This is a genomic window from Sulfurovum lithotrophicum (assembly GCF_000987835.1).
In the GTDB taxonomy this organism is placed as follows: Bacteria; Campylobacterota; Campylobacteria; order Campylobacterales; family Sulfurovaceae; genus Sulfurovum; species Sulfurovum lithotrophicum.
This window is the reverse complement of record NZ_CP011308.1, coordinates 1,297,378-1,311,033: the sequence shown is the minus strand read 5'-3', so window position 1 is coordinate 1,311,033 and position 13,656 is coordinate 1,297,378. Positions and strand designations below refer to the sequence as shown.

Below are 13,656 nucleotides of genomic sequence, written 5' to 3'. Positions count from 1 at the left end.
GATGTTCGAGTTTTTCTATAAACGGCCTTATCTGCTCTATTCGGTGATCGCCGCCTTTTTCATCATGGGGATCATCGCGCTGGTAACATTGCCCAAGAACCTTTTCCCCGATGCAAACCCGCCGCAGGTCATCGTCATTACAAACGTGCCCGGTGCAACGGCGCAGGTAGCGGCTTCGACCGTCTCCAAGCCTATTGAACAGGAGATCTCCCGTTTGGGGCTTGTGACCGATGTCAGTTCCGTGAATGTGGCGAACTACTCTATCGTCAAAGCAGAGTTTGGTTATAAAAAAGGGCTTAATGCCGCAGCGGTCGACGTGGCCAATGCACTGAGCATCGTCAAGGCCAAACTGCCCAAGGGTACGAACCCTGCCATCTATACGGCAGGGGATTTCACCCTGCCTGTTGATGTCATTGCCATGAGTCCGAAGAATGATTCGGTTACGCTTGCAGATATCCGTAAGATCGCAGACAGCTTTATCAAACCGGCTCTCCTCAGTAATAAAACCATCGGTAATGTAGAAGTATTCGGTGGCTATGAGAGCGCGATCAACATCGAGGTCGACCCATTCAAGGCGAAGAAGTACCATGTGAACTTCGAAACTATTGCCAAAGCTATCGCTACGCTTAACCGAGATATGCCCATTGGTTTCATCAAAGGGAAGAATGATTTCTATACGGTCACTTTCTATGGGGAAAAGGACAATGTCCAGCGCCTGAAACAACTTCAGATCATGCCCAATGTACGTCTGGGAGATATCGCGAAGGTCTCATGGAGCTATCAGAAACGTACCAGCGGCTACATAGGCAACGGTAAAGATGCCGTTGCCCTGGCTGTTCAGCGTGCACCCGGCGGCTCTGTACTGGATGTATCCAAAGCGGCACGGGCTGAAATGAAGGACCTTGAGGTGAAATACCCCAATATCCGTTTTCAGATCTCCGATACGCAGCGTGACCTGATCGAACAGGCGAACGACAATATGCTGGAAGCCCTGCGTGACGCCATCATCTATACTCTGCTGGTTATTATGATCTTTCTGGGGAACTTCCGTGCCATCGTGGCTGCCGGGTTTTCCATCCCTATGGTGTTCTTCTCGACCATGGCCATCATTTGGCTAACGGGCGGTGAGCTCAATATTGTTATCTACACGGCGATCATCCTGGCACTGGGAATGCTGACCGACGATGCGGTTGTGGTATTGGAGAATATTGAACGGCACCTGACAGAGGGGCATGAGAATCTTGAAGAGGCCATTGTTAAGGGGACCAAAGAGGTACTCAGTCCGGTATTTGCAGGTACTGTTGCGACCATCGCCATCCTTTTTCCTCTGATGTTCATCGGTGGATTCCCGGAGAAGATATTCAAGCCTCTTATCGAAACACTGATCATTGCGCTTCTGGTGAGCTGGTTCCTTTCCATTACCTTCATTCCGTTACTTTCAAAGTGGCTTTACAAAAACGGTGTAGGCAAAACGAAGATCGAAAACGGTTTTGAATGGTTTTACCAAAATACCATTGGGCGTCTGGTAGGGCCTTATGTTGGGATCATCCGTTTTTCAAACGGCAAATTCTGGTTCTTCAGACGTATGATGCTTACTATTGGTGTTATCATGATCCTGCTTATGAGTATGAAGAACATTATGCCGACCATCGGTAAGGATGCCATGCCGCCAATGGATACCGGTATCATCAAAGCACAGATCGCTTTCAGTTCCAATGATACAGTAGAGAGTGCTGAACGAAAGATACAGCCGTTCCTGAACTGGCTCGATAAACAGAAATGGATCAAAATGAGTTCTGTTGCATTCGGAACGGAACCGGGAGTACTCAGTCTGGGTTCGGGTAACCTGCCTGCCGAAGCGACCATTACCATCAATGCAGTGAACCGTTTTGAAAGAAAACAGAGTATGTGGGAACTTGAAGATGTCATTCGTGAAAAGCTCTCCCATATAGACGGGCTTAAACGTAATGATGTATTCGACTTCGGTGCGACGGCACTCTCGTCCATTAAAGCGACGGTCGATGTACGGCTGAGTTCCCCTTATGTTGACGGACTGCCGAATGCGTCACATGAGGTTGCCAAAGCCATTGAAGATGTCAAAGGACTGACTTCCATCAGTACCAGCTGGGACAAGGATTTCATGGAAGTGGAACTTGACATCGATGAGAACAAAGCGCTCAGCTACGGCATTACACCGTACCAGATCGCTATGCAGCTTCCGATCAAAGGGCAGGTCGTCGGACTCAATGCGGACTTCCAGTCGATGAACACGCAGGTTGTCCGGCTCTATCTGAAAGGAAAATTCTCGCAGAATATCGAGACGCTCAGGCTGCTGCCGATCACGACACCTAACGGAGAGATACCGCTCAGCCAGATCGCGACGCTGAAACGGCACCTGACCTTTGCCAAAATAGAGCGTGACAAAATGCTCTACAGTGTTGATGTCAACGGTTACCGTGCGAAACGTCCGGTCACGCATCTGACTGACGATACGATCGCGGCACTCAAAGATGCTGACATCAGTGATATTCAGATAGACCAGACAGGGGATATTGCCCAGATCAACGACAGCTTCAAGCGTATGCTCAAAGCCATCGGACTGGGTGTGATCATTCTGCTTATGACACTGATTGCGATCTACCGATCGGTCAGACTTGCATTTATTATGATTCTTGTACTGCCGCTCTCGCTTATTGGTGCGGCGTGGGGGATGCTGCTCTTTGACAAGCCGAGCTGTATGCCGAGCCTGTTGGGGATACTGCTGCTCTTTGGTATTATCATCAAGAATGCCGTCCTGCTCATAGATTTTTATCAGGACTACAGGGAAAAAGGCGAGAGTCCGTTCGAAAGTGCACAGGAAGCCGTACGCGTGCGTTTCCGTCCGGTCATGATGACGGCGTTCGGTACCATTGCGGGGATGATTCCTATTGCTCTGGAACAGGCGGTCGGACTGGAACGTCTTTCTCCTTTGGCGGATGTTGCCATCGGCGGTCTGCTGGTAGGTACACTGCTGACACTGGTGTATGTGCCGATGTATGCATACATCTTTGACAAAGGAAACAAAAAGACTAATCCTATCAATGAAGTAGAGAAGGCATTGCTGAAATGAGTATGCGTAGCACGGTAAATGAATTTTTCGCTTACGGCGAGGAGGTAGCTGGTTATGAGGTGCCTGTACTCAATGAGAGAGAAGCGCGTGCAGCGGCAGCCATTCTGTTCGTCGGTGCTTTTTTGGGGTTGATGAACGGTGTGATGCTCGGTACGCCTGTCTTTTCCCAATATTTTGTAACATTTTTTGCGATCGATTTTACCATGAGAGTCGTTCAGCCGCGTTATGCCCCGAGTCTGATGCTGGGGCGATTTTTTGTGCAGAATCAGAAACCCGAGTATGTCGGTGCGGTACAGAAACGTTTTGCCTGGTCACTTGGGTTTATCCTGGCATGGCCGATGTTCTACTATCTGGTCATCGATTTGCAGCCAAATCCGCTGAAGGTCCTGGTCTGTCTTATCTGTATGGCACTTCTCTTTTTTGAAGCGGCATTTTCCATCTGTCTGGGATGCAAGATTTTTGAATGGGTTAAAAAGAATGACCCCAAATACTGTCCGGGCGGTGTCTGTGAGATACAGATCAAAGAGCCCATCCAACGGTTTTCTCCGGCACAGAAGATCATTCTTGTTCTTACCATACTGGTTATGGGATACGGAATCTTCGCCTATTTTACAAAGTTGCCGGATAAAACGATCTTTGTCAAAAAGATGAAGACCCTTATGATGAGTCAGGAGGAATTAGATGCTATGAAGGCGGAACGTGATGCCATTAAAAAAGCAAAAGAACAAGCTGAAGTAGATGCTTTCTTCAAAGATGATGATGAGGACGAGTAATGTGATATGTTTTCTCTTTGAAGCACTCCTTTGCACTCCTTTGGGAGTGTTTTGAAGATAAAACCAAATGTTTTATCAAATAAATTATATTTAAAGGAATAATAATGCATGCACCGACACCGGAACAGGTAGAAGCAATGATGATAGAGAAAATGGGAGCACTGCCCCAAAGTCTGAACAGCGCAAAGGCGATCGATCCGAGATTTCTGGTCGAGCAGGCAATGAGCAGCAAGTTCAGTGTACAGGATGAGAAGAACCCGTTCGATCCAAAAACTTCGATGATGATCGCATTGGCTGCATCCATTACACTTGGAAGTGATGAATGTGTCATGGAACAGACAAGAATGCTTAAAAAAATGGGTATTACCAAAGAAGAACTTGCCTATCTGGTAAGAATTGTCAAGCATGCGCAGGGCAGCGCTGTCATGGGCAATGCCAAAGCGGCGTTCGATACCTTCGAGAGTTAACACAAAAATGGTCGAGACGATAGAGCGTGACAAGAATGATCTCTTTGCCTACAGGTGGGGAGAGCGTTTTTTTAAGAATCCCAAAACGCTTTTTATTGTACGCAGTGTGGCGCTTGGTGTATTCGTCTACGCTCTGGCGTACGGTTTCGTTCATCCCAAGGCCTCTGAGAACCACTTCACTACAGCGGTCTTCTGGTCATTCTTCTGGCCCTTTTTCATGTTTATCTCCCTGCCGACACTGGGTGCGTACTTCTGCTCAGTCTGTCCACTGGCATTCGTCGGTAAGAAGATCATCAAGCGTAAAGGTAAAGCCTTTAAAATGCCCAAAGTATTGAAAAATCCCTACATTAGTCTCGGAGTCGTCCTGGGCGTCTACTGGGGGCTTTTCTATGCTTTCCCTGCCGTTTTTGCTGAACCGGTCGCTGTAGCGTTCTTCTACACGTTCTTTACGCTGCTGGCCTTTCTCTTTTACTTTCTTTTCAAAGACATGAGCTACTGTGCCCATATCTGCCCCATCAGCGCCATACGCAATGCGTTCTCCCGTATCTCTTTCATGTGGCTGGGAAGTTACCGCAGTGCCTGTGATACCTGCACGACTTTCGAGTGTGCCAAGGTGTGTGAGTTCGGGCAGTCTCCGTTCAATTTCGACAAAAACAACAGTATGGGTGACTGTACGCTCTGTATGGACTGTGCCAACGCCTGTGCCGCGATCAGCTACAAGTCCAAAGGATTCGGTTTTTCACTTTCCCAGCCTATCCGTCGTGCCAGAGCGGTAGATGTGTGGACCTATCTTCTGCTCTTTGCCTTCATGACCCTGACCATGAAGCTGACGACCAACTTCAATCACAGTGACTTTGCTGCCTGGCTGCCATGGATGTGGATCTCCAAGTGGCTCAAAGGGGTGTCCCCGCATAGCCCTCTCAATTTTGAAGCAGTACTAACACTGCTTGTCTCTGTCTCTTTTACGCTTTATGTAGTCTATATGGGGTTTAAGAAAGCTGAGGAGAAACTGGGTATAGACAGAAAAACACTTTTTACTGAAGTAGGGTATGCCTATGCGCCGCTGGCACTTGTCTCCTCCATTGGTGTAGCCATCACCAGCTTTTTTACCCGCTATTTCCATAACGTCGTCAACGGGTTTATCGAAGCCTTTCATCTGCCGTTTGGTTTCATTGACCCACTGGTCTCTCCCGATGCAGGGTGGCTCGATCTCTTCGGTGTCTTTGACTTCATTGCCGTGGCATGGACTCTGCTTCTTCTCTCTCGCAGGATCGATCTCATCAGTGAAGGCAAGCCATATGAAGCCAAAAGAAAGGCTTTTTGGTGGTTGGCATTATTGCCTGTATCGTATCTTCTTCTCTGTTTTCTTTAAACCCTCTATAAATAAAAATAACTAAATATCAAGATATCTTGATATAATATAAAAAATATGCTATACTCTCTATCATTTTATAGGCATCTCTAATAAAGGATCCCCATGTGGAAAGAAACAGTAGACCATTTGACTGTCGACCTTCTCGGCCTGACCGGAAGGGTCAACGACACGGTCAATTTTTTTATTTACGATACAGTAAAGATACTTTTTTTGCTGATCGTCATTATTTTTGTGGTCTCCTACTTGAGAACACACTTCAACACAGAGTACGTCAGAGCGCACCTTCAGGGGAAATCAGAACTCTACGGGAACGTCTTGGCTGCACTATTTGGGATCATTACACCCTTTTGCTCCTGCTCGGCCATTCCGCTCTTCTTGGGCTTCATTCAGGCACGTATCCCGCTGGGTGTGACCTTTTCCTACCTGATCTCCGCACCGATGAACAACGAGATCGCCATAGCGATGCTCTTCACGCTCTTTGGCTGGAAGATCACGGCAGTCTACATCGGTTTCGGGCTTTTTGTTGCGATCGTAGGCGGCTATGTCATCGGGAAGCTGGGAATGGAGAAGTATATTCTCATTCCCGTCACGCCGATGGAGGGTGAACTGGGAGAGGTCGAGATAAAAATGACCGTAAAACAGCGGGCTAAAGAGGCATGGGACTACACCTGGGACATCTTCAAAAAGATCTGGCTCTATGTACTCATCGGTGTGGGCGTGGGTGCCTTCATCCACGGCTATGTTCCGGCAGACTTCATTGCCAAATATGCAGGCGGTGACAACTGGTACGGTGTACCGTTAGCGACGATCCTGGGTATCCCGATGTACTCCAATGCCGCGGGTGTCATGCCGCTTGTAGAGGTACTGACGAACAAAGGTATGCTGCTTGGAACGGCGCTGAGTTTCATGATGGCCATTACGGCACTGAGCCTGCCCGAAGCGATGATCCTCAAAAAGATTTTGCATACGAAACTGATCGCGATCTTTTTTGGTATTGTAGGCGTGGGTATCATCGGGGTAGGGTACCTATTCAACTTTATATTGGCATAGGAGACACAGATGAAATATCTAAAGGAATTGCATGAGTACAAATAGAATAGTCAGGATAGTCGTCGGACTGGGTCTGATAGGTTACGGAATTTACGCACAGAACTGGTGGTTCGCGTTGGGGATCATACCTCTGATCACAGGCATCGTCAACTGGTGCCCGCTGGAGATGAAGATGGGCACCTGCGATCCGGCATCGGGTTGCTGTGCTTCTACCCCGGCACAAAACACAAGTGCCTGCTGTACACCTGCGGCACCGACGAAGGTTTCGTCTTTTTCCGCAGCCCAGCCTGCCAAAGCTGAAGCATGCTGTAGCGACGATGACAGCTGCTGCGACACTGCGACGAAGATAGAAGTACTCGGAAGCGGATGCAAACGCTGCGGAGAGCTCGAAGCAGCAGCCAAAGAGGCAGTAAACGGACTGGAGGGTGACTTTGAGATCGCAAAGGTCGAAGACCCGCAGACAATTGCAGCCTACAGGGTAATGCACACACCGGGGCTTGTCATCAACGGCAAGGTCAGAAGTACAGGAAAGGTACTCAAAGCAGAAGAGATCAGAGCACTGCTTGAAAGCGATAACATTATCAAAGAAAAAACAGACGCAGCCTGCTGCGCATAAGGAGAAACAATGAAAATAGAAATACTCGGAACAGGATGTGCTAAATGTGTGGCACTTGAAAAAGTCGTTCAGGAAGCGCTTGCCAAAGTGGGTGGTTTCCATCAGGTGGAAAAGGTCGATGATATCATGGAGATCATGAAGTACAATGTGGTCAGTACACCCGGCCTTGTCATTGACGGTGAAGTGAAGTCTACGGGAAAACTGCTGAGTGTCGATGAAGTGGTAAAGCTCATAGAAGAAGCGCAAAAGAATGCTTAAAAGGGCACTGTTACTGACCTTTGCCGGCGTGGCGGTCTGGGCAGGAGAGGTAGCGCATCTGAACATCGATGACGCTTTTTACGAAAAGTCTGTCAAAAATGCACCCAATGCAAAACCGGTGCTGGTCAAAGACACTGACAGTGCACTGGGGCGCTACAACCTCTACCCAAAAAAGCTCGACATCAAGACACTTGCACGTGCACACGGGCACCTCTGTGACGGGCTGGTACTGGCGTATGTGGAACTCTCCAACACTCTGCCAAAACTCTTTGCCGACGGTGTCATAGACAGGACAGATCTGCGCGTGGTAGCCAAGAACAGTCCCTGCCTGGTCGATACTTCAAGCCTGATGAGCGGTGCACGCATCAACCACAGGACACTCTCACTGGACAACTCTCTTGGAGGCAGTTTCATCGTGCAGAAGATCTCTACAGGTGAGACTTACAAGGTAGAGCTTGCCGATACGGGTTTCATCAAAGCCCTCAAGAAGAAAGAAAAAGAGATCAGAACAAAGCAGAAAAAGGGTGAAAAGATCACTCCCAAAGATATCGATGAAGTGGAAGCACTTGCTTTTGAAGCGATGACAACTATGCTCAACACTGATCCGAAACAGCTTTTGAAGATCACGAAACTGAAGGACTATCAGTACGAATTCAAGATGGATGATATCGGTTCGCGAAGTGATGTCATCAATAAAAACGTCGGCAGGTAAACATGGGTGAACTGCAGCCCTTCATCGCCCATCTTCTGGAGTCGAACTCTCTGCTTACCTATGCGGGTGCTTTTCTTTCAGGCAGCATCACTGCGGCAGCTCCCTGTTCACTGGTGGCCGTCCCGCTGCTTGTGGGCAGTGCAGTTGCATTGAACAAAGATCTTGAGGGCAGAAAAAAGGTAGTCTACACTTACCTTTTTACCGCACTCTTTGCACTGGGTGTGGCGCTGAGTTTCTCCATTCTGGGCTTCATAGTCGCCAAGTTCGGAGGGTTCTTCTCCATTGCACCGATGTGGGCCTACCTGGTTGCAGGGATGGTGAGCATCCTTATCGCGCTCTATGCGTTTGGTGTGCTTGGAGAGGTGGACAAATCGGCCATCATACACCGGCTGATACACTACCGTCTCTTTGGCGGTTTTCTCATTGGTCTGATCTTCGGACTTGTCAGTACACCCTGTGCCTCTGCACCGCTGTTTGCTATTATGTCTTTGGCTGGCAGCAGCGGATATCTGCAGGCCTACGGGCTCATTCTGACCTTCGCGCTGGGACACTCTCTGCTGCTGCTGATCGCCGGTGTCTCTGTGGGCTTTGCACAGAGTATCGCTTCGAGCAGTACTATGGCAAAGATATCTGATTGGATCAACAAAGGCTTCGCGCTGCTTCTGCTTGGATTCGGGATCTACTTTTTCTATGAAGCCTATCTGCAGCTTTAGAGGTTCCCTTTAGTTTGTATGGTTATTTTCTTTGCTAATAGTACTTCTCTGATCATAGGAACACAACTTACTTTCTAGTGCTATGATATATCATATCTTATGAGATCGTCCATTCGGTCTTCTTTGAATCGGGTATAGAGACACCCGAAGAGATATGGAGTACGGTTGGATTCATCCTTGTGATCATTCACGCCGATAGGATCGTGATGGGAGAGAGGCAGATCTCGATGAGGACATACTGACACTGTTTGAAGCACTGAATATCGAGGTAGTATCTCGGTAGATACATCTGGAAGAGAATTGAGATCATATTCTCTTATATCTTTAATAATAGTTTAAGATAAAGAAGAATATAATTAACTAACCGGTTAGTTAATGGAAATTAAAAGGATTATGAATGCAAAGTAAAATAGAAGAGTTTGACAAATACCTCAGAGGTTTTGATTACCAGGAACGACAAGATATGAAAATAAAGCGTGAGGAGCTTTTTGAACAGTATGCAAAAGGTGAATTGCAAATCATAGATATTCGTTTTAATGAGGAGTATGCAGCCTGGAGTTTAGGCTTTGGTGATCACATACCACTTAATGAGTTGCCGGATAGACTTGATGAGATAGATAAAAGCAAAACTATTGTGACAATGTGTCCTCATTATGACCGTGCTGAAATAGCTCGACTTTATCTAAAACTGCAGGGCTTTGATGCAAAATATCTCACAGATGGCATGCTTGGGATAGTTGAAGGTCTGCGTGGTGATAAAGCGCGAGATTATATGAATAAACTAAAAGGCTAAATTAATTAATTCAAAGGAAAAAATAGGAATTCTTATGCATTATATATTTAAAGTTTTATTATTAGTTCTATTGTTTGAAGTCTCTTCTTATGCAATTGAATATCCACCGGGAGTACTAGGTAAAACTGTGAAACTCGGTGAAGATATAATAAATAATACAGACACGCATCCTCTTACAAAAGACTTAGTTCAGAGCAAATTACAGTGTAGAAATTGTCACCTCAAAGGAAAAGACGGCAGAACAGGAACAACGCAAAACATTGGTACCTTTATAGGTACAGCTGGTGCTTTTCCGGCGTATTCGAGTCGTTATAAGCGAGTACAAACACTTCAAGAGAGAATTGATGGTTGTTTTATACGCTGTATGGCCGGTAAGAAATCTATTTTAAATACTAAAGCCGGTATTGCTATGACAAGTTACATTACATGGGTCTCAGAAGGAACAAAAGTAAAAATGAATCCTAAAGGTCCTAGAAGTTTTATGATAACGAAGATCTGGGAAGACAAAAAGAAAAGATTTAAACCAATCATTAGACGAGCAACCCATGCAAATTATCTTGAAGGCGAGAAACTCTTTAAGGCTAAATGTGCAGCATGTCATGGCGTAAATGGTGCAGGAAATAAGATGACGCCGCCATTGTGGGGTAAAGATGCAGATGGAAGATGGCTCTCGTATACAGCTGATGGCAGTATGAGTAAACTTGATAACAGTGCTGTATGGATTCAGTCCAATATGCCACTGCATCAAGCAAATACACTAAGTGACAAAGAAGCTATTGATCTGTCCTTATACATCAATGCACAAGAGAGGGCTAATCTAGGAACTTACAGTATTAAAAATAATTTTGAGCAGTTTGGCTTAGATATAAATAAGATTCGCGGATATAAATTAAAGGAGAACAAATGAATGAATTAGCGAGAAAAATAGTACCGAGTGAAATGAAAAATATGCGTATAGAGATTGAAGATTTTATCTCTTTATATAATGAAGGAAAATGTGAACTTGTTGATGTTCGTGTACCTTTTGAAACAGCTGTATGGCAAGTGAACTTTGGTTTGAAAATTCCGGCAAATGAACTTCCTGAACGCCTGGATGAACTGCCTAAAAACAAACTTATTGTCGTAGCCTGTCCAAAAGCTGACCGCTCGAATATGGCACGAACCTATCTTGCAAGCCAAGGTTTTGAAGTGAAATACCTTGTAGGCGGTCTTTTAGGCTTGATGGATGTACTTAAAGGCGGAAAAGCAAAAGGGATAAAACTCTAAGATGGAATATTATGTCATATACTTTTTCTTGACATTAGCACTTTCCACACTCTTCTCCATGGGTGGAGTAGGATCAGCCATAGGGCTTGTTCCCATATTTTCGATGATGGGTATGCCCTTAAATCTGGCAAAAGCCATAGGATTGTTCATTAACTCCGCTTCAACGATTACTGCGTCGATTATGAATTTCTTCCGCGGTGTTTTAGACATTAAATTTGCCATACCTCTTATTATCTCTATTATGATAGCAACACCTATAGGTGCATGGATGAGTCAGTATGTGCAAAAAGAAATTATTGAATGGGTGCTTGTTGCATTTTTAGTTGTCAGCGCTTTGCTGCTGATATTTTCAAACAGAGAACAAAAAGTAGTCTATGATAAGGCATGGATTTTGTATGTCATAGGTGCAACAGTCGGGCTAATATCTGGGACTATCGGTGTTGGTGGCGGTTCACTCATTATGCCGCTTCTCATCCTCTTGGGCTTTGATGCAAAAAAAGCTGCCTATGCCATCAGTTTTGTCATACCGTTTTCAACGCTTGGAGCATTTGCTACGTACCTTAGTTTTGTAGATATGGACTGGACTCTTTTAGGTGTCGTGACAGTAGCGGCAATAATTGGCGGTTACTTGGGTGACAGAATTATGCACTACCGTTTAACGCCTTCGCAGGTGAAAAAACTTATTGCAGTTGTGTTACTGCTTTTGGCGATAAAAATGATTTATAAACTTATAGGAGCGTAAAGATGTTACATATAATGAAAAAAATAGCTACAAAGATGTTGGAAAATGAGAAAAAGGATGCTTTGGACTGCACTGTTTCAGATGAAGTTGTAGATGAATGGTTAGATACCATAGAAGAGCGAAAGAAAAAAATGCAGGAACATCATAAAACTGACACCGAGCAGTATGATATGCTCTTAGGAATAGAGAATGAGGTTAAAGAAATCAAAGAGATCCGAAAAAAGAAATGTCAAAAAAAACAAGATGACTAACAGGATTTATGTTTACAAGTGATTCAGGTATTTGGAAAAATTGAACTAGGAAAAGCAGTTGGAGCTGCCTTACTACTTACTGGACTCCATATGGTGCATGCCGGGGACTTCACGTTTGTTGGGGATATCAGAGAGCGCTTTGAAACACTTGACGGGATGAACAAAAAAGCGTATGGTACTGAAGCATCCCTCATTGGAAGTCCTTACGACACTTTGCTTGTGAGCCGTATTCAACTGGGATTTGTCTATCGGCTTTCTCCCAATATAAAATTCACTGCAGAAGGATATTATGCAAGTGTTTATGGTTGGTCACTTGACTATAATGATTTCAAAATGATAAGCGGCAATGAAGTATATTGGATGGATCCGCAGGAAGATCTTGATTTTGTTGCGTTGAACCTGGAAGTAAAAAACCTTGCCGGAATTCAGGGTCTTTCCGGCCAAATAGGCCGTGAGTCAAACCGTTATGGAGACAAGAGGATCCTGGGGCCGGGAAGCTGGGGCAACTCCTATGGCTGGCTGTGGGATCTTGCCAAAGTTTCCTATAGGTTCGATGGAAATTTTGTAGATCTGTTTTATGGAGAAACCAAAGACAAAGACAAACGCCGTCTCTCGCTATTTAGAAAGCACGTGTATGAAGGTGCCGGAATCTATTCGCATTTCAAAACAGCTGAAAACGGGGCAGTAGAACCGTTCATCGTATATAAAAATGGTTTATACACCGGTACCGGAAACGGGCAAAACACGGAAAAAAGCTATACATTCGGATTTCGGGCCTATGATACGGATCTTTTTGGATTCAATTACGATCTTACCTATGCAAAAGCGGATGGGACGATCAAGATAAAAGATTATGATGCCTATGGCTATGCGGCAAAGGTCGGCTACCGATTCAAAATGCTCACATGGATGCCAAATGTCGTCATAGGACAGATATATGCCAGTGGTGATGATGACCCGGGTGACAATACAGTAAAGACATTCAGGACACCGTTTGGCGGAACGGACGGTTCGCTGTACGGACGTATGGACATCATGAAATGGAGCAACCTTGTCGAAAATGTTGTTGAATTGCATATGTATCCTGCCGAAAAAATGCACTTGAAACTCTCCTGGCATGATTTCTCTCTGGCAAATGCGAATGATGCATGGACGTATTATAAAAAATACAATAAAAATGGTAATCATGAACGCGAGCTTGGCCAGGAATATGACATAGAGTACAAATGGGATTATGCAAAAGATCTGGAGTTTCAAGTGATCTATGCCTACTTTGATGCTGGTGCATTTGTAACCAAAAATGTATCGGACAATGATGCCCAGAGACTGTTTCTGCAGGTGGAATACAGTTTCAAAGAGTAAAAAAACACTATAATTATAGGAAAAGAGGTTTTATGTCGGATATACTCAGTGTTAACTGATTCATCACAAGTGAACATGACTATATTTCAGAAAAAATTAAAAAAATTAGGGATATAATTAACTAACTAGTTGGTTAATTATGTAATCATTAATAAAGCAACCTGAATTT

General features: G+C 45.2%; 15 protein-coding genes. All 15 read left to right on the top strand.

Annotated features, from left to right (window positions below; genetic code table 11):
* Nucleotide 1: 1 nt before the first annotated feature.
* Nucleotides 2–3,109, top strand: a complete 3,108-nt coding sequence (locus YH65_RS06430) for an efflux RND transporter permease subunit (protein ID WP_046551150.1) — start codon at nt 2–4, stop codon at nt 3,107–3,109.
* Complete coding sequence (locus tag YH65_RS06425) at nt 3,106–3,882, top strand: DUF4395 domain-containing protein (RefSeq protein ID WP_046551149.1); 777 nt, start codon at nt 3,106–3,108, stop codon at nt 3,880–3,882. Before YH65_RS06430 ends, YH65_RS06425 begins: the two co-directional genes overlap by 4 nt.
* A gap of 104 nt (nt 3,883–3,986) precedes the next feature.
* Nucleotides 3,987–4,349 carry a carboxymuconolactone decarboxylase family protein gene (locus tag YH65_RS06420; RefSeq protein WP_046551148.1) on the top strand — a complete coding sequence of 121 codons (363 nt, stop codon included), beginning with the start codon at nt 3,987–3,989 and terminating at the stop codon, nt 4,347–4,349.
* 7 nt (nt 4,350–4,356) lie between these two features.
* Nucleotides 4,357–5,721, top strand: coding sequence for a 4Fe-4S binding protein (locus tag YH65_RS06415; RefSeq protein WP_052746114.1), 1,365 nt, complete (start codon nt 4,357–4,359; stop codon nt 5,719–5,721).
* A 105-nt stretch (nt 5,722–5,826) separates the two neighbouring features.
* Nucleotides 5,827–6,774: a permease gene (locus YH65_RS06410; RefSeq protein WP_046551147.1), complete on the top strand. Its 948-nt coding sequence runs from the start codon at nt 5,827–5,829 to the stop codon at nt 6,772–6,774.
* Between the two features lie 31 nt (nt 6,775–6,805).
* Nucleotides 6,806–7,390 carry an MTH895/ArsE family thioredoxin-like protein gene (locus YH65_RS11765; protein WP_084722044.1) on the top strand — a complete coding sequence of 195 codons (585 nt, stop codon included), beginning with the start codon at nt 6,806–6,808 and terminating at the stop codon, nt 7,388–7,390.
* Nucleotides 7,391–7,399: 9 nt separating this feature from the next.
* Nucleotides 7,400–7,648, top strand: coding sequence for a thioredoxin family protein (locus YH65_RS06400; RefSeq protein WP_011981102.1), 249 nt, complete (start codon nt 7,400–7,402; stop codon nt 7,646–7,648).
* Nucleotides 7,641–8,360, top strand: a complete 720-nt coding sequence (locus YH65_RS06395; RefSeq protein ID WP_046551146.1) for a formylmethanofuran dehydrogenase subunit E family protein — start codon at nt 7,641–7,643, stop codon at nt 8,358–8,360. Before YH65_RS06400 ends, YH65_RS06395 begins: the two co-directional genes overlap by 8 nt.
* Before the next feature lie 2 nt (nt 8,361–8,362).
* A complete protein-coding gene (locus YH65_RS06390; RefSeq protein WP_046551145.1) occupies nt 8,363–9,073 on the top strand; it encodes a cytochrome c biogenesis CcdA family protein in 711 nt (236 codons plus the stop codon).
* Nucleotides 9,074–9,470: 397 nt separating this feature from the next.
* On the top strand, nt 9,471–9,866 hold the full coding sequence (locus tag YH65_RS06385) for a rhodanese-like domain-containing protein (protein ID WP_046551144.1): 396 nt from the start codon (nt 9,471–9,473) through the stop codon (nt 9,864–9,866).
* Between the two features lie 34 nt (nt 9,867–9,900).
* The gene (locus tag YH65_RS06380; RefSeq protein ID WP_046551143.1) at nt 9,901–10,773 is read left to right on the top strand and encodes a c-type cytochrome; all 873 of its coding nucleotides are present in this window, start codon (nt 9,901–9,903) and stop codon (nt 10,771–10,773) included.
* Entirely contained in the window at nt 10,770–11,132 is a 363-nt protein-coding gene (locus YH65_RS06375; protein WP_046551142.1) for a rhodanese-like domain-containing protein, read from the top strand. Before YH65_RS06380 ends, YH65_RS06375 begins: the two co-directional genes overlap by 4 nt.
* A gap of 1 nt (nt 11,133) precedes the next feature.
* Nucleotides 11,134–11,874 carry a sulfite exporter TauE/SafE family protein gene (locus YH65_RS06370; protein WP_046551141.1) on the top strand — a complete coding sequence of 247 codons (741 nt, stop codon included), beginning with the start codon at nt 11,134–11,136 and terminating at the stop codon, nt 11,872–11,874.
* A gap of 14 nt (nt 11,875–11,888) precedes the next feature.
* Nucleotides 11,889–12,125, top strand: a complete 237-nt coding sequence (locus tag YH65_RS06365) for a hypothetical protein (RefSeq protein ID WP_245609173.1) — start codon at nt 11,889–11,891, stop codon at nt 12,123–12,125.
* A 90-nt stretch (nt 12,126–12,215) separates the two neighbouring features.
* Nucleotides 12,216–13,487 carry an alginate export family protein gene (locus YH65_RS06360; protein ID WP_046551139.1) on the top strand — a complete coding sequence of 424 codons (1,272 nt, stop codon included), beginning with the start codon at nt 12,216–12,218 and terminating at the stop codon, nt 13,485–13,487.
* Nucleotides 13,488–13,656 lie beyond the last annotated feature (169 nt).